The organism is Sphingobium sp. KKT206 (assembly GCF_055640555.1).
This window is the reverse complement of sequence record NZ_CM145764.1, coordinates 919121-934989: the sequence shown is the minus strand read 5'-3', so window position 1 is coordinate 934989 and position 15869 is coordinate 919121. Positions and strand designations below refer to the sequence as shown.

The window sequence follows — 15869 nt, the reverse complement described above, 5'->3', positions numbered from 1 at the left end:
CGGTTACTCGGCGCGGGGGAGCGACAGGATGAAGCGGGCGCCTTCGCCCGGTGCGCCGCCGATGCGGATGTCGCCGTGCATTGCGCGTGCGAGGCGGCGCGAGATATAGAGGCCGAGACCCGATCCGCCCGCATCGTCGCGGCCAAGCCGTTCGAACTTCTCGAATATGCGTTCGCGGTCGGCCAGCGCCACGCCCTGTCCCTGATCGATCACCATGATCCGCGCTTCGCCGGGCGCGGATTCGGTGACGATGCGGACCTGCGTGTCTTCGGGCGCATAGCGCACGGCGTTGCCGATGAGGTTGACGAGGATTTGCAGCACGCGGCGAAATTCGCCGGTGGCGAGCAGACTCTGATCCTCCTGCGGCGGCAGGAGGGTGATGCGGCGATCGAGCGCCTTGACGGTCAGCAGCCCCGCCGCGCGCCGTCCGAGATCGGCCAGGTCGACCTCTTCGGCGATGACCGCGAAGTCCGGTCGGTCGATCGCCTGAAGATCGGCGAGATCATCGACCAGCGCCATCAGGTGCCGCCCGGCCGAAGCGATATCCTTGGCATAACCCGCATAATCGGGGCGGAGCGGCCCATCGCGTTGCGCGCTGATGGTATCGGCATTGGCGATGATCCGCCCCAGCGGCTGGCGCAGCGAGCGGTCAAGCCGCTTGCCAAATTCGCCGGGATAGAGCGTGACAGGCGCTTCCTGTATCTGCGGCGCTGCGACCGCGCGCTCCAGCGGTAGCGCCGTGCCGCGATAGCCCAGGAGCTGGCCCGCAAGGTCGAACAGAGGAATGGCTGACAGACGGAACAGGCGGTCGGGATCGCCGACCAGCGCGGCGTCCTGATCGCGGAAGGCGCGCCGCTGGGCAAAGCCGCGCAGCATCGCCATGTCGCCATCGGCATCGGGGCGCAGGTCGAAATAGGCGGAAAAGCGACTGCCCGGCAGCGGCGGATCGCGCGGCAGCGTGCCCTGCGGCCCGCCATTGTCCATCGCCATTTGAAAGCGCAACTGGGTGTCGACCTGCCAGGTCCAACCTTCGGCCAGGGTGGCGATGTCGGCTTCGCGGTCGATCTGTTCGACCGGGGCGAGCGGGATCGGCCGTTCCTGCCAGTCGATGATCGACAGCGACACGCACGCGCCATCAGGCTTGGCGCGCACCCACATGTCGATGTCGCCACGCTCGGCGGCGGCAGCGACGGGCCGCGAGACTGGCACGCCAAGGCGCTGGGTCAACCGGGCGATGGCGGCAAGCTGGGGGATGACGAGCAGGGTGCCGAGGCTGCCCCCCGCCTCTTCCTGCAACGCCAGCAACGGCGCATCAGCGCTCAGCAACCGGCCGTCACTGGCGACGGATGCGCGCACGATGGCCGGATGGTGCGGCATGTTCAACGGGCGGTGACTTGCAGCAGATGGTCGAGCTTGGCGCGGAAGGGCGCGGGCGTGCGCAGGGCGCTGACCGCCGCATCGGCCGCCATTTCGGGCAGATCGCGATAGTGAGCGGATGCCTCGACGATGGCGAGGTCCGACAGAGCGGGGCGAATCGGGCGGAGCGACAGCAGCAGGTGGCGATAATCGGCATCCGCCCCGCCCAGCGCCCGGCACAAAGTCGCGATCTGCGCCACCGGACCCATCACCAATATGTCGATGACCTGCATCGCGCGCATCCGCAGCCGACGCGCGGCAAGCGCGGCGAACAGCAGGAAGCGCCGCTGGTCGAGCGCTGCGCCGAGCAGGTCGGGCGCATCGGCCGCCGCGCCCATGCCGCGCACCAGCCGTTCGGCTTCGGCAATCGGGCTGACGCTTTCGTCATGGTCGGCGAGCAAGGCCCAGCCGGATCGCTCGAACGCAACGAGCAGTGCATCGCCCGCCTCCCCCGCCCCGCGCCGCGCGATCGATGCGAGGCAGGCGGCGGCGGTCCAGACCAGTTCGGCATGATGTTCGGCGGGCAGATCCGGCCGCATCGGCTGATCCTCTCCCCCGCGCGCGATCCAGCGGCCCTCGGCCAAAGTGAGCGCCGAGACGGCATTGCCGATCAGGGGATCGTCGGCGCGCAACAGCGGTTCGCCCTTTTCCTCGGTCATGTGGTCGGCACCGGGCTGGCCGAACTGGCGCAGCATCAGCGTAACGCCCGCGCGCATCTGCATGTGGGCGAGCAAGGCCGGGCTGAGCATGGCGGGCTGATCGCAGAGCATGCGCCAGCAGACGGGGTCGGGCCAAGGCGACAGCGCGGTGGCGATGGCCGGGGCATGATCGAGCGACACGCGCAGCGCCATTTCGATCGCGGTCAGGCAGCCGCCCAAATGCCGCCGCGTCTCTGCTATCAGCGCGTCGTGGCGCGGGCGTTCGTCCGTCGGAAAGAAAAAGGCCAGGTCGATGGCATGACCAACCGGCACGGCGGACATGCCCGCCATGACTCGCGTCATCGGCCAGCTATCCGTCATTGTCGAACCGGCAAGGGACGAAAAGACGCTCATGCGGTGCAGCATAATCGCACGTCCTTAAAATGCACTAAACCGTCCGCAGGAAATCTTTATGCACGTCGTCGTAAAATGATCGCGCCGATCGAGGCGATGGCGAGCAGCATGGCGACGCGCAATCCCTGCGCCAGCACGCCGAACAGGCCGGTCGCGACCATCAGCAGCAGCGCACTGGCGGGGGTGAAGATCATCCACGGCCGCGCCTCGCCGCTGCGGCCCTGCCGGTCGGCGACCAGGATGATCGCCAGCAGCAGCGCAAGATCGACCGCGAGCGGACTGCGGCCAGCAAGGACGATGCCGATCAGCGCCAGGACGGGCGTGGCGAAAGCGAGCACGCCCGCAGGCGGCGGCCGCAACGCCATGGCGTCGAGCCGATCGGCGAGTTCGGCGAGCAGCAAGGCGATCAATAGCATGCAGAAGCCGGTCAATGGCCAGAGCAGTTCGATCGGCACGAGCGCGACGGCGGCGAGCGCGATGGCACTGACCCGGACCTGAAAAGCGGGCACCTGCATCCGCATCAGCGGGGCGCTGGCCATGCGGGCGAGCGGCGCGAGGACATAATGTTCGATGCCGCCGCGCGTCGGCGTGCACGCGACACCGGCGGCGGTGACCGCCTGCGCCACCAGATCGGCCTGTTGCTGGCTATCGACGATGGCGACGCGGCCTTCGAGCAGGTCGTCCTGCGGCGCGGTGATGCGGCGGGCACCCTTTTGCACCGCGGCCCGCACCAGCGTCAGCGACAAGTCCCAGTCACCGATCATGTCGAGCGTGTCGAACATCAAAGCGGGGCTGATCCGGGCCACGCCCGCCCAGCGCTGGCCTGCATCAATCCGTTCGAACGGGGCACTGGCGCGGGTGTCGTCGGCGACGAGCAGCGTGTTGCCCTTGCTCGCGCCCAGCGCATCGACATGCGCCTGCGCCACGATCGCGCCGTCGGCGACGAGCAATACGTCGGCATCGCGCGGCACATCGCGCACCATCGATACCATGTCGCGGACCAACGCCACGGCAATGCCGTCCGCGCTGAGGCGATCGACAGCCTGCGACACGGCGGGGGTGATGACGCTGACCAGGATCATGATTCGGTCGGCACCGGCGCGCGCCGCCTGCCGCGCCTGATATTCGATCAGCGTCTGGCCCGCGAAATGCAGGCTGGCGCGCAGACCGGCGGGCGTATCGGCCGTCGTGCGGCTGGCGCTGAGAATCGCGGAAAAACTCATTCTTTTATGCTTGTCGACCCGTTGGCTGTTGGGACGACCTTTTCGCAAGGCAAAGGGTTTGACGCAAGCAAAGCCGTATCAGCTGTGCGGAATGTCCTGTTCAAGGCCCGCCAGGGCATGGCGCAACCGGCGCAGGGCGCGCGGGTCGCCGGGCGCCGCCTGCGCCGCTTCGTCCGCAAGTGCCATCAACGATGTGAGGCCGAAACTGGCCGCCAGCCCCTTCAACCGCCAGGCCGCCAGCGCCCAATTGGCATCGCAGCGGGCCCGACCGAGCAGATCGACCTGACGCGCCGCGCTTTCCATGAAGGCGACCCGCAAATCGGCGATCAACGCACGGTCGTCGCCAACGGCGGCTGCCAAAGCAGCGTCAAGGGCACCAGGATCATAGGACATGGCGACCAACACTATCGAACACGGGTTAAGTTTTGGTAACGGGGCATTCCCGCACGCAAAAAAGATGCTAGGATGAGGATATGACAGGGGGCAGCACAATCGTCGAGTTCTGGCGCGACGAACCATCGGAGACGCCTGCGCAAGCAGACGATATCCTGCTTTTGAACCAAGCCGTGCTGGACATCGAAGACGATGAACCGGACGCAGAGTCGGGCGAGGCCGGGATAAAGCGGGTTCGTATCATCTTGATGGGCGCGGCGGTGGCGTGGATCGGCTTTGCCGGCTGGGCGATGATCGCGTCGGGCGATTTGCGCGCCGGGCCGTCGGCCTGGGCCAGTGCCATAGCAACGCTGCTCGTGCCGCTGACCCTGCTCGCCCTCATTTATCTGCTGCTAGTGCGCAACAGCCGGTCCGAATCGCGTCGCTATCTCGATACGGCGCGCGCGCTGCGGACCGAGGCCGACCTGCTGGAAATACGGCTGGGCCGGATCGCGACCCAGTTGGAAACCGCGCGCAAGAAGATGCAGGACCAGGCCGAACTGCTCGACAGCTATGGCGCCGCCGCCAGCAGCAACATGGAAGCATCGGCCGAATTGATCGCCAGCCGGGCGCATGCCAGTGCCGCGCGCGCCGAAGTCGCAGAACGCGCCGGTGCCGCCTTGATGGCGCAGATGCACGCGCTGATGGGCGCGATCCCCGAACTGGAGGATCGCACGGGCCGCATGGCAGCGCAGATCATGGACAATAGCCATGCCCTGGGCGACCGGATCGACACGCTGGAAGCGCGATTGCATGCGCTGGGCGAATTGTCGGATGAGGCGCGGACGCGCACCTTGTCGGCGACCAAGAGCCTGTCGAGCCAGTTGACCCAGTTGCAGGAAGCGACCCGCTCAGCGAGCGAAGAAGTCACCGGCATGGCGGAGATCGCCGCCGGGCGGATCGACGCCACCGCACAAACCGCGCGCCAGGCAATGGATCGCACGCGCCAGGATGTGGAAGCGCAATCGGCGGCGCTGGTGGCGCTGGTCGACACGGCCCAGGCCGGTGTCAGCAGCACCAGTGAAACCGCCCGTAACGCGCTCATCGCGGAACTGGATCATGCCCAGGCTGCGCTGGAAGAGCGGCTGTCCATCGTCAGGCAGGCGATGGATCGCACCCGTGCTGATGTCGATGCACAGACTGCAGCACTGGCGACGTTGATCGATACGGCGCAAGCCGGTGTTAGCAGCACCAGCGCTGGCGTCCGCCAGACCCTGATCGAAGAATTGGACCATGCCCACGCCGCATTGCAGGTCCGGCTGGATGCCGCCAAGCAGGCGATGGATCTGACCCGCGCCGATATCGAAGCGCAATCGGTGGCGTTGGTCGCCATGGTCGATTCGGCGCAGGCTGGCGTGGCCAGCACCAGCGATGTCGTCCGCCAGTCTTTGGTCGCGGATCTGGACCATGCTCAGGCTGCGTTGCAGGTCAGGCTGGATGCCGCCCGGCAGGCGATGGATCGCACGCGCGCCGACATCGAAGCACAATCGCTGGCGCTGGTCGCCATGGTCGATTCGGCGCAGGCTGGCGCGGCTACCGCCAGTGAAACCGTCCGTCAGACTTTGGGCGCGGATCTGGACCATGCCCAAGCCAATTTGCAGGAGCGGCTGGACGGGCTGCTGGCGCAGGTCGAGACGGCCATGGCGACAGCCGACGAAGGCTTGTCTCGCCGGGCCGATACGCTAAGCGCGCTGGTCACCGCAGCGGAGGCCGGGATTGGCAGCGCCAGCGAAGGCGCGATGGCCGTCCTGACGCGCGACATGGACAAGATCGAACAGGATCTGCGCGAACGGATGGGCGATGCGCTCGATCGGGCGCAGGCCGCCTTGAGCCAGACCGATGCCAGCCTATCGAACCAGGCTGCGGCACTCGATGCCCTGATCGCCCGGTCGCGCGAAAGCCTCGATGCGATCGGCAGCGATACGATCATCGGCCTGAGCGACTCGATCGGTGAAGTCGAAGGGCGCCTCCACCAGATCAACGATTTGGTGGAAGGGCAGAAGGCGTTGATGAACAGCCTGCATGACGGGCTGAACGACACTATCGCTGGAACCGAAGGCAAGTTCGCGACGCTGGAAGAAGCAGCGCTGGCACGCAGCGAACGGATGACCGACGCACTGACTCGCCTGACGGGCGAGACACAGCGGATCGACAGTGCGCTGACGGCCGGTGGCCTGACGGCGGACAAGCTGATCGGTAGCGCCGAAACCTTGCTCGTGGCGCTGGATTCGAGCGTGCGAGAACTGGATGAAACCTATCCGGCCGCACTGGATCGGTTCGATGCGCGGATGGAACAGAGCCGTGCCCTGCTGGGCAGCGCGACACCCGAACTGGAACGACTGGAGGCAATTTCGCAGGCGTTGGCCGGCCGCGCAGAAGAGGCCGAGTCGCTGCTGCGCGGACAAGGCAGCCGCCTGACCGAATGGCTGGAAAGCACGCAGAGCGGATTGGAGGCCAATCGGCAATTGGTCGATCGGCTGCGCGTTGCGCTGGACGGCGCGCATCAGGATGCGACGCGGATCACCGAAGGGGCCGGACCACTGCTCGTCACCGCCTTGTTGCGGGTCAAGGACACCGCCGATCAGGCCGCCGAGCGCGCGCGGCAGGCATTGTCGCGCGCCATTCCCGACGCCGCCCAGCAATTGGGCGATGCCAGCGAAGCGGCAATGCAGCGGGCGTTGGGCGACAGGGTCGCCGAACAGATCGAACAGGTCGCCAAGGTGGCCGAAGAAGCGATCAAGGCCGCGCATCAGGCATCGGAACGGCTGACCCGTCAGTTGCTGACCATCGCCGACACCAGCGCGACGATAGAGCAGCGCATCGCGCAGGCCGAACAAGCATCGGAGGATCGCGACCGCGACCATTTCGCGCGTCGCTCCGCCGCCTTGATCGAATCGCTCAACAGCACCGCGATCGACGTCGCCAAGATATTGTCCAACGACGTGACCGATACGGCCTGGTCGGCCTATCTAAAGGGCGATCGGGGCGTATTCACGCGGCGCGCGGTCAAGCTGCTGGATGCGGGCGAGTCGCGGGAAATCGCGCTGCATTATGACGATGATGCCGAGTTCCGCGATCATGTGAACCGCTACATCCACGATTTCGAATCGATGCTGCGGATCATTCTGTCGGCGCGCGACGGCAATGCGCTGGGCGTTGCGGTGCTGTCGTCCGACATGGGCAAGCTCTATGTCGCGCTTGCGCAGGCGATCGAGCGGCTGCGGCAATAAGGCGGGATGACGTTCCCCGGCCTGCGCCGGGGAATGGCCTTGGCTCAGCGCGTGCCGCTATATTTGGGCAGCATGTCCGCCGTGACCCAACCCTGCACATAATTGGCATAATAAAGGCCGAACAGGATCGACGCCAGGATCGTCGCGCGTAGGGCGACGCGGCCGGGGCGGAAGTTGCTGGGGGCGCTGTCCGCCTGCCCCTTCAGCATCACCTCGCCCGTTTCGTCGGGCGTGCGGATGCCGAAGGGAAGCATGACGAAGGCGCAGACGACCCACATCAGAAAATAGATGGCGAAGATGGCGTAGAGATTCATGCCCGCCTATTTAGGCGCGAATGAGCAGTACGTCCACTATCGGCTTCTTGCCGGTCCAGCGTGTCGCCGTCCGGCGCACGGCGAGGCGAACCCGCTCGCGCACGGCGTCGTCCTCCAGCGACCCCTTGGGGATCACCGCGGCGGCATCATTCGATGCTTCGGCAAGGAAGGCGGCCTTGTCTTCCTCGACCGGCACGCCCTGCGTGCGCAGCGTCGGCTTGCCGATCATCTTGCCCTTGCGGTCGATCGCCACAGCGACGCTGATCTGGCCATGCAGGCCGAGTTTGCGCCGTTCGTTGATGGTCGCGCCATCGGCCGGCAGGATGACGTCGCCATCCAGCACCAAGCGTCCGGTGTCCTGCTTGCCGATAATCTCCGGCGCGCCGGGGGCGAGGCGCAGCAGGTCGCCATTGGACTGGACCGGCGCGTGGCGGATGCCGCTGGCCAGCGCCAACCGGGCCTGCTCCGCCATATGGCGGCGTTCGCCATGGACGGGGAGCAGGATTTCGGGCCGTATCCAGCGATACATGGCTTCAAGTTCCGGGCGACCGGGATGGCCCGACACATGGACTTCGGCCTGACGATCGGTGACCATCAGCACGCCGGACATGGCGAGTGCATTTTGGATGCGGCCGATGGCGATTTCATTGCCGGGTATCTGCTTGGAAGAGAAGACGACCAGGTCGCCCTCCGCCAGCTTGATCGGATGGCTGTCGAACGCCACGCGGGCAAGCGCGGCGCGCGCTTCGCCCTGCCCGCCGGTCGCGATGATCATCACCTCGTTGCGGGGCAGTGCCATCGCATCGTCCCAATCGACGGTGGGCGGGAAATCCTTGAGATAGCCGCTGGCCTTGGCCATGCCGATGATACGGTCGAGCGAGCGTCCGGCGACGCACACCTTGCGGCCCGTCGCGGTCGCGACTTCGCCCAGCGTCTGCACGCGGGCGGCGTTGGAGGCGAAGGTGGTGACGAGGACGCGGCCCTTGGCCCCGGCGATCGTTTCCATCAACCCTTCGCGCACATCGCCTTCGGAACCGCTGGCCTTGTCATTAAAGACATTGGTGCTGTCGCAGACCATGGCGAGGATGCCTTCGTCGCCGATGGCAGTCAGTTCCTTGGGGGTCGCCGGTTCGCCGAGCAACGGGCGCTCGTCGAGCTTCCAGTCGCCGGTGTGGAAAATCTTGCCGTGCGGCGTGTCGATCAGCAGGGCATTGCCCTCCGGGATCGAGTGGGCGAGCGGCACATAGCGGAAGCCGAATGGCCCCAGATTGAAGCTGCCTTCATTCTGGATCACATGGAGTTTGACCTCCTTGGTGAGGCCTTCTTCCTCCAACTTCAGGCGGATGAGGCCTGCGGTGAAGGGCGTCGCATAGAGCGGCACGCCCAAGTCCGCGGCGAGATAGGGGATCGCGCCGATATGATCCTCATGCCCGTGCGTCAGCACGATGCCGAGCAGATCCTTGCGCCGTTCCTCGATGAAGGTGAGATCAGGCAGGATCAGTTCGATGCCGGGATAGGTGGGGTCGCCGAAGGTCATGCCGAGGTCGACCATGACCCATTTGCCCTGGCAGCCGTAAAGATTGACGTTCATGCCGATCTCGCCCGACCCACCGAGGGCCAGGAAGAGCAGCTCATCCTTGGGTGTCATTATGCTTGTAAACTCCGTTCGTGCATCAGCGCGAGGCCCTGAATCGTCAGATCCGGCGCGATCGCATCGAAAATATCGCTGTTGTCGTTGAAGAGGACCGCTAAGCCCCCCGTCGAAATAACCCTGGTCGGGCGGCCAATTTCGGCCCTCATGCGGGCGACCAGCCCCTCCATCATGGCTACATAGCCCCAAAATACGCCAATATGCATCTGCGCCTCGGTCGTCCGCCCGATCACCGAACGATTTTCCGGTGGGGCGATCGCGATCCGGGGCAGCTTCGCGGCGGCTGCTACTAGCGCATCGAGCGAGAGATTGATACCCGGCGCGATGATGCCGCCCTTATAGGCTCCACTATAGTCGATCACGTCGAACGTGGTCGCGGTGCCGAAATCGATGACGATCAAGTCGCCGCTATAAAGATGGTGCGCGGCGATGGCGTTTACAACCCGGTCGGCACCCACCGATCCCGGCTCCGCCACGTCGAGTTCGATACCCCAGTCGAGCGGGGATTGCCCCGCGATCAGCGCGGTGGTGCGGAAATATTTTTCGGCCAAGACCTGCAGGTTATGGAGCGCGCGGGGCACGACGGTTGCGATGATAACGGTGTTGACGTCGGCGATCTTATAGCCTTCGAGCATCAGCAACTGGTTGAGCCAGACGGCATATTCGTCGGCGGTGCGACGCGCGTCGGTCGCGATGCGCCAGCGCGCGCGGATGTCCCGCCCGTCGAGCAGCGCGAAAACCACATTGGTATTGCCCGCGTCGATCGCGAGGAGCATGGCCGGTCCTTGGGTCAGATGAGAAAGATGTCACCGGCGTAAATGGCACGGCTCTGCCCGTTCGCCAAGCGCAGGATGAGCATGCCCTGGCGATCGAGCGTATCGAACGCGCCTTCCACCGTAATGCCGTCGGGTTGTTGCACACGCATCGGCGTACCGGTGGGGTGGGCGTTGAGCAGCCAATGGGTACGCACCGGGTCTAAGCCCTGCGCGCGCCAGATGGCGAGCCAATGAGCGAAAATCTGGGCCAGTCGGTCGAGCAGCGCCCCGGCATCGGAATCGACCACGCCCTGAGCGCTCAGGCTGGTGACGGGACGGTCGAGATTGACCGGATGGTCGGTGACGTTGATACCGATGCCGACGATGATGGCGTCACCGGTGCGTTCGAGCAGGATGCCCGCGATCTTCGCGCCGTCGACCAATATGTCATTGGGCCATTTGATCCGCGCTTGTCCGGCACATAGCGGCGCAACAAGGGCATGAACGGCGTTAGCCGCGACCAGTGCCAACGTATGGGGTAGCGGGTCGCTTGGCTGCAGGCGGACCAGGGTGGAGCAATAGAGATTGCCGACCGGGCTGTCCCATGTGCGGCCCATACGCCCCCTGCCCCCGCTCTGCCGACGGGCACGCAGCCAGCTGCCTTCGCTGATGCCGGTATCGACCAATGCCAGCATGTCGGCATTGGTCGATATGGTATCCTCGACGAGGCGTATGTCGGTCAGAACAAGGACGCCGCCGCGGCAGCGCTCGCCTGATCCAGCATGGGGTTGAGCAGATAGCCCAGCACGATGACGGCAGCGCAAGCGGTCAGGATGATATTCTCGACCGCGCCACCCTTTGCCTCATAGGCAGCGGTGGGCTCGTCGAAATAGATCGTCTTGATAATCTTGAGATAATAGAAAGCGCCGATCACCGAAGCCGCAATGCCGACGGCGGCCAGCGCCGTCAGGCCCGCCGCGACGGCGGCATCGAACACCAGGAACTTGGCCCAGAAACCGAAGAGCGGCGGAATACCGGCCATCGAGAACATGAAGATGGCGAAGGCCGCGGCCAGACCCTTGCGCGATTGCGACAGGCCCGCGAGGCTGGCGATCGTCTCGACCGGCTTGCCGTCGGCATCGCGCATCTGGAGGATGCAGGCGAAGGCACCGATCGTCATGATGACGTAGATCGCCATATAGCTCATCGTCGCGGCGACACCGGCGGGTGTGCCGCAGGCGAGGCCGATTAGCGCGAAGCCGACATTGTTGATCGACGAATAGGCCATCAGACGCTTGATATTGCTCTGACCGATGGCGGCGACCGCACCGAAGATGATCGAGGTCAGCGCCACGAAGATCACGATCTGCTGCCAATCCAACCCGGCCGGGCCGAGCGCCTCGATCGCGACGCGCACGGTCAGGGCGATGGCCGCAACCTTGGGCGCGCTGGCGAAGAAGGTCGTGACCGGGGTCGGCGCGCCTTCATAGACGTCGGGCGTCCACATATGGAACGGCACGGCGCTGATCTTGAAGGCGAGGCCCGCGAGCACGAACACCAAGCCGAACAATGCTCCCTTGCTGACACCGCCATCCAGCGCAACGGCGATGCCGTCGAAGGTGGTGCTGCCGGTGAAGCCATAGAGCAGCGAGATGCCATAGAGCAGGATGCCGCTCGCAAGCGAACCCAGCACGAAATATTTGAGGCCCGCTTCGGACGAGCGCCCATCCTGCCGCATGAAGCTGGCAAGGACATAGGAGGCCAGGCTGTTCATTTCGAGGCCGACATAGAGCGTCAACATGTCGCCCGCCGACACCATCATGCCCATGCCAACGGCGGCAAAGACGATCAGGATCGGATATTCGGGACGCAACATGCCATCGGTCGAGAAGAAACGCGGTGCCAGCAGAATAGCGGAGGCGGCCGCGCCATAGATCAACGCCTTGGCGTAAACCGAGAAGGCGTCCGCGCGATACAGCCCATCAAACGCATCGGGGCCGTGAGCCAGCGAGCAAAGCAGCGCAAAGCCAGCGCCGATCAGCGTCACCACCGACAGGCTGTTGACCAGGCGCGCAGTGCCGTCTCCGCCGAAAGCGGCGATCATCAACAGGATCAGGCCACCAACGGTCAGCACGAGTTCCGGCATGACCGCCAGGAGGGAAGTGGAGTCAATCATCAGTGCGCCTCCCCCGACGCTGAATGTGAGGGCGCAGAGGCGTCTCCATGATGGGCTTCGCCAGCAGGCTTGGGCGCGCCCAGCTTGATCTGAGCATCGCCTGCCGGTGCGGCGGGCGCGAGGCGGGCTTCGAGCGCAACGATGTCAGGACGCATCGGAGCGAGGAAGCTTTCGGGATAGATGCCCATCCACAAGACGACGGCAGCAATCGGAGCCAGCAGCCACAATTCGCGCGCCGACAGGTCGGGCATGGCGGCCGCGTCGGCATTGACCTGCTCGCCATAGCAGATGCGGCGGTAGAGGTAGAGCATATAGGCCGCGCCAAGGATGATGCCCGTGGTGCAGACCAGCGCAACCCAGGTCGATGCCTGATAAATGCCCATCAGCGCCAGAAATTCGCCGACGAAGTTGGACGTGCCGGGCAGGCCGACCGACGCCATGGTGAAGAAGAGGAACAGCAGCGCATAGCGCGGCATGTTGATCGACAGGCCACCATAGCGCGCGATCTCACGGGTATGCAGTCGGTCATAGATGACGCCGACGCACAGGAACAGCGCGCCCGCGACCAGACCATGGCCCAGCATCACCATCATCGCGCCTTCGATGCCCGCCTGGTTGAAGGCGAACAGGCCGACGGTCACGATCGCCATATGCGCGACCGAGGAATAAGCGATCAGCTTCTTCATGTCCGACTGCACCAGCGCGACGAGGCTGGTGTAGACCACCGCCACCATCGACAGGCCCCAGACCAAAGGCGCAAGCTGCGCCGAGGCTTCGGGGAACATCGGCAGCGAGAAGCGGATGAAGCCATAGCCACCCATCTTCAGCAGCACGCCCGCCAGGATGACGGAGCCTGCCGTCGGTGCCTGAACGTGCGCGTCGGGCAGCCAGGTGTGGACCGGCCACATCGGCATCTTGACCGCGAAGCTCGCGAAGAAGGCAAGGAACAGCCAAGTCTGGACAGCAGGATCGAAATTATAGGCCATAAGCGCCGGGATTTCGGTCGTCCCTGCTTCATGCACCATCCACATCATCGCGATCAGCATCAGGACCGAGCCGAGCAACGTGTAGAGGAAGAATTTATAGCTGGCGTAGATGCGATCCGCACCGCCCCAGATGCCGATGATGAGATACATCGGGATGAGGCCGGCTTCGAACATGATGTAGAAGAGGTAGAGATCCTGCGCCGCGAAGACGCCGATCATCAGCACCTCCATGAACAGGAAGGCCGCCATATATTCGCCGACGCGCTTTTCGATCGCGCGCCAGCTGGCACCGATACAGATCGGCATCAGGAAGACGGTGAGCGCGATCAGCATCAGCGCGATGCCATCGATGCCGAGCGCCCAGGCGAATTTGCCGAAGATCGGCGCATATTCCTGAAACTGCCACTGCGCGCCGCTGCCCGACTGGTCGAAATTCGCCCACAGAGCCATGCCCAGCACGAAATCAATGAGGGTCGCGATCAGCGCGATCCAGCGCGCGTTGTTCGCGCCCACGAACAGACAGGCGATGGCCCCCGCCATCGGCACTGCCATCATCAGCGAAAGGATGGGGAAGCCGTCCATTATCGTGTCATCGCCCAGGTTGCGGCAGCGGCGAGGCCAATCAGCATCACCAGCGCGTAGGTGTAAAGATAGCCGGACTGGAGCCGACGGGTCACTTTATTGCCCTGCACGACCAGCGCAGCCAGACCATTGGGTCCGAAGCGGTCGATGAAACCGACGTCACCGAACTTCCAGAAGAAGCGGCCGATGGCGAAGGCAGGCTTCACGAAGAGCAGATTGTACAGCTCGTCGAAATACCATTTGTTGAGCAGGAAGGTGTAGAGGACGCCGAACTGCGCGACGAAGCGCTGCGGCCAGTCGGTGTTCTTGATATAGGCAAGCCACGCGATGGCAAGGCCGGTCAGCATCACCGTGAACGGCGAGAATTTGACCCAGGTCGGCACTTCATGCGCGGCGTGCATCAGATGGCTGTCGAACGCCAGCGACCCCTGCCAGAAAGCGATGCCGCCTTCCGATCCGATGAACTGGTCGTGGAAGACTAGGCCCGCGAACACCGCGCCGATGCTCAGCACGATCAACGGCACCAGCATGACCCAGGGGCTTTCATGCGGATGATAGCCGCCAGTCCCGGTTGCGGGCGCATGGTGGTGATCATCATGCGCGTGATCGTCATGACGAGCGTCATGGGCGTGGGAGTCATGCCCGTGCGCGTCATGCAACGCATGCTGGATATGTTCGGATGCGGCCCAGCGCGGCTTGCCGAAGAAGGTCAGGAATACCAGGCGCCAACTGTAGAAGCTGGTGAGCAAGGCGGCGAACACGCCGACCAGGAACGCCCCGGTCCCCGCCCCGCCAGCGGCATAGGCCGCTTCGAGGATGCCGTCCTTCGAATAGAAGCCCGCAAAACCGATGCCGACCAGCGGCAGGCCTACGCCGGTGATGGCGAGCGTGCCCAGCGTCATCGTCCAGAAGGTGATGGGGATGCTTTTACGCAGGCCACCATAATAGCGCATATCCTGTTCATGGTGCATCGCGTGGATGACCGAGCCAGCGCCCAGGAACAGCAACGCCTTGAAGAAGGCGTGGGTGAAGAGGTGGAACATCGCCGCGCCATAAGCGCCGACGCCCGCGGCAAAGAACATATAGCCCAGCTGCGAGCAGGTCGAATAGGCGATGACGCGCTTGATGTCGGTCTGCACCGTGCCAACGGTCGCCGCGAACAGACAGGTCGCCGCGCCGACATAGGTGACGACGGTCAGCGCCGTTTCCGAGGTTTCGAACATCGGCGACAGGCGGCACACCATGAACACGCCTGCGGTCACCATGGTTGCAGCGTGGATCAGCGCCGACACAGGCGTCGGGCCTTCCATCGCGTCCGGCAACCAGGTGTGCAGGCCAAGCTGCGCTGACTTGCCCATCGCGCCGATGAACAGCAGCAGGCACAGCACGGTCATCGTGTCGAAGCGCGCACCAAGGAAGCCGATGGTCGAGCCCGCCATCGACGGGGCCATTTCCAGAATTTCGGGGATCGAGATGGTGTTGAACACCAGATAGGTGCCGAAGATACCCATCATGAAGCCAAGATCGCCAACGCGGTTGACGACGAATGCCTTGATCGCGGCGGCATTGGCGCTGGGCTTGCGGAACCAGAAACCGATGAGGAGATAGGAAGCGAGGCCCACGCCTTCCCAACCGAAGAACATCTGCAGCAGATTGTTCGCGGTCACGAGCATCAGCATCGCGAAGGTGAAGAGCGAGAGATAGGCGAAGAAGCGCGGCTGATCCGGCTCTTCATCCATATAGCCCCAGCTATAGAGGTGGACGAGGCTGGAGACGCTGGTGATGACCACCAGCATGACCGCGGTCATCGTGTCGACCCGCAGTGCCCATTGGGCGTCGAAGCTGCCCGACTGGATCCAGGTGAAGAGCGGCGCGACATAAGCCTCGCCATTGCCCATCACGAATGGGATGAAGATCGACCAGCTCATCGCGCAAATGGCAAAGAGCGCGCCGGTGGTGATGATCTTGGCCGGCAGCTTGCCGAGCATCTTGTTGCCAAGACCGGCGATGATGGCTGCGAGCAGCGGAAGAAGGACGATAAGCTGGATCATG

12 protein-coding genes are annotated in these 15869 nt (G+C 64.5%); 1 reads left to right on the top strand and 11 read right to left on the bottom strand.

Translation table 11 applies throughout. The features are described from left to right. Positions 1 to 3: 3 nt before the first annotated feature. The 4 genes from ACZ2HM_RS04445 to ACZ2HM_RS04430 form a co-directional block, all read right to left on the bottom strand. Positions 4 to 1383 carry a sensor histidine kinase gene (locus tag ACZ2HM_RS04445; protein WP_470426333.1) on the bottom strand — a complete coding sequence of 460 codons (1380 nt, stop codon included), beginning with the start codon at positions 1381 to 1383 and terminating at the stop codon, positions 4 to 6. Next, complete coding sequence (locus ACZ2HM_RS04440; protein ID WP_237748792.1) at positions 1380 to 2480, bottom strand: DUF2336 domain-containing protein; 1101 nt, start codon at positions 2478 to 2480, stop codon at positions 1380 to 1382. Before ACZ2HM_RS04440 ends, ACZ2HM_RS04445 begins: the two co-directional genes overlap by 4 nt. A gap of 44 nt (positions 2481 to 2524) precedes the next feature. Beyond that, the gene (locus ACZ2HM_RS04435; RefSeq protein ID WP_470426332.1) at positions 2525 to 3691 is read right to left on the bottom strand and encodes a hypothetical protein; all 1167 of its coding nucleotides are present in this window, start codon (positions 3689 to 3691) and stop codon (positions 2525 to 2527) included. Positions 3692 to 3769: 78 nt separating this feature from the next. Further along, positions 3770 to 4084 carry a hypothetical protein gene (locus ACZ2HM_RS04430; protein ID WP_037477908.1) on the bottom strand — a complete coding sequence of 105 codons (315 nt, stop codon included), beginning with the start codon at positions 4082 to 4084 and terminating at the stop codon, positions 3770 to 3772. An 80-nt stretch (positions 4085 to 4164) separates the two neighbouring features. Between ACZ2HM_RS04430 and ACZ2HM_RS04425 the strand changes: the two genes are divergently transcribed. Beyond that, positions 4165 to 7353 (top strand): coiled-coil domain-containing protein, encoded by a 3189-nt coding sequence (locus ACZ2HM_RS04425; protein WP_470426331.1) that lies wholly within the window; start codon positions 4165 to 4167, stop codon positions 7351 to 7353. A gap of 44 nt (positions 7354 to 7397) precedes the next feature. On the opposite strand, the gene ACZ2HM_RS04420 is transcribed toward ACZ2HM_RS04425, so the two are convergent. Genes ACZ2HM_RS04420 through nuoL form a run of 7 tightly spaced genes read right to left on the bottom strand, consistent with a single transcriptional unit; the run spans position 7398 to position 15868 of the window. Then, positions 7398 to 7667, bottom strand: coding sequence for a DUF1467 family protein (locus ACZ2HM_RS04420; protein ID WP_037474004.1), 270 nt, complete (start codon positions 7665 to 7667; stop codon positions 7398 to 7400). Between the two features lie 10 nt (positions 7668 to 7677). After that, positions 7678 to 9315, bottom strand: a complete 1638-nt coding sequence (locus ACZ2HM_RS04415) for a ribonuclease J (protein ID WP_037474001.1) — start codon at positions 9313 to 9315, stop codon at positions 7678 to 7680. Further along, positions 9315 to 10094 carry a type III pantothenate kinase gene (locus ACZ2HM_RS04410; RefSeq protein WP_037473999.1) on the bottom strand — a complete coding sequence of 260 codons (780 nt, stop codon included), beginning with the start codon at positions 10092 to 10094 and terminating at the stop codon, positions 9315 to 9317. The genes ACZ2HM_RS04415 and ACZ2HM_RS04410 overlap by 1 nt, the downstream gene beginning before the upstream one ends. Before the next feature lie 14 nt (positions 10095 to 10108). After that, positions 10109 to 10768 carry a biotin--[acetyl-CoA-carboxylase] ligase gene (locus ACZ2HM_RS04405; protein WP_470426330.1) on the bottom strand — a complete coding sequence of 220 codons (660 nt, stop codon included), beginning with the start codon at positions 10766 to 10768 and terminating at the stop codon, positions 10109 to 10111. Positions 10769 to 10812: 44 nt separating this feature from the next. Continuing rightward, positions 10813 to 12249, bottom strand: coding sequence for an NADH-quinone oxidoreductase subunit NuoN (gene nuoN, locus ACZ2HM_RS04400; RefSeq protein WP_313924136.1), 1437 nt, complete (start codon positions 12247 to 12249; stop codon positions 10813 to 10815). Next, on the bottom strand, positions 12249 to 13817 hold the full coding sequence (locus ACZ2HM_RS04395; RefSeq protein ID WP_313924135.1) for an NADH-quinone oxidoreductase subunit M: 1569 nt from the start codon (positions 13815 to 13817) through the stop codon (positions 12249 to 12251). The genes nuoN and ACZ2HM_RS04395 overlap by 1 nt, the downstream gene beginning before the upstream one ends. Then, on the bottom strand, positions 13817 to 15868 hold the full coding sequence (gene nuoL / locus ACZ2HM_RS04390; protein ID WP_470426329.1) for an NADH-quinone oxidoreductase subunit L: 2052 nt from the start codon (positions 15866 to 15868) through the stop codon (positions 13817 to 13819). Before nuoL ends, ACZ2HM_RS04395 begins: the two co-directional genes overlap by 1 nt. Between the last annotated feature and the right edge of the window lies 1 nt (position 15869).

What these genes read in the sequence shown, in the direction of transcription:
- ACZ2HM_RS04405 (WP_470426330.1), bottom strand. Translation starts at nt 10,768, where the DNA reads ATGCTGGCATTGGTCGATACCGGCATCAGCGAAGGCAGCTGGCTGCGT.
- ACZ2HM_RS04435 (WP_470426332.1), bottom strand. Translation starts at nt 3,691, where the DNA reads ATGAGTTTTTCCGCGATTCTCAGCGCCAGCCGCACGACGGCCGATACG.
- ACZ2HM_RS04440 (WP_237748792.1), bottom strand. Translation starts at nt 2,480, where the DNA reads ATGCTGCACCGCATGAGCGTCTTTTCGTCCCTTGCCGGTTCGACAATG.
- ACZ2HM_RS04415 (WP_037474001.1), bottom strand. Translation starts at nt 9,315, where the DNA reads ATGACACCCAAGGATGAGCTGCTCTTCCTGGCCCTCGGTGGGTCGGGC.
- ACZ2HM_RS04395 (WP_313924135.1), bottom strand. Translation starts at nt 13,817, where the DNA reads ATGGACGGCTTCCCCATCCTTTCGCTGATGATGGCAGTGCCGATGGCG.
- nuoN (WP_313924136.1), bottom strand. Translation starts at nt 12,249, where the DNA reads ATGATTGACTCCACTTCCCTCCTGGCGGTCATGCCGGAACTCGTGCTG.
- ACZ2HM_RS04420 (WP_037474004.1), bottom strand. Translation starts at nt 7,667, where the DNA reads ATGAATCTCTACGCCATCTTCGCCATCTATTTTCTGATGTGGGTCGTC.
- ACZ2HM_RS04430 (WP_037477908.1), bottom strand. Translation starts at nt 4,084, where the DNA reads ATGTCCTATGATCCTGGTGCCCTTGACGCTGCTTTGGCAGCCGCCGTT.
- ACZ2HM_RS04425 (WP_470426331.1), top strand. Translation starts at nt 4,165, where the DNA reads ATGACAGGGGGCAGCACAATCGTCGAGTTCTGGCGCGACGAACCATCG.
- ACZ2HM_RS04410 (WP_037473999.1), bottom strand. Translation starts at nt 10,094, where the DNA reads ATGCTCCTCGCGATCGACGCGGGCAATACCAATGTGGTTTTCGCGCTG.
- nuoL (WP_470426329.1), bottom strand. Translation starts at nt 15,868, where the DNA reads ATGATCCAGCTTATCGTCCTTCTTCCGCTGCTCGCAGCCATCATCGCC.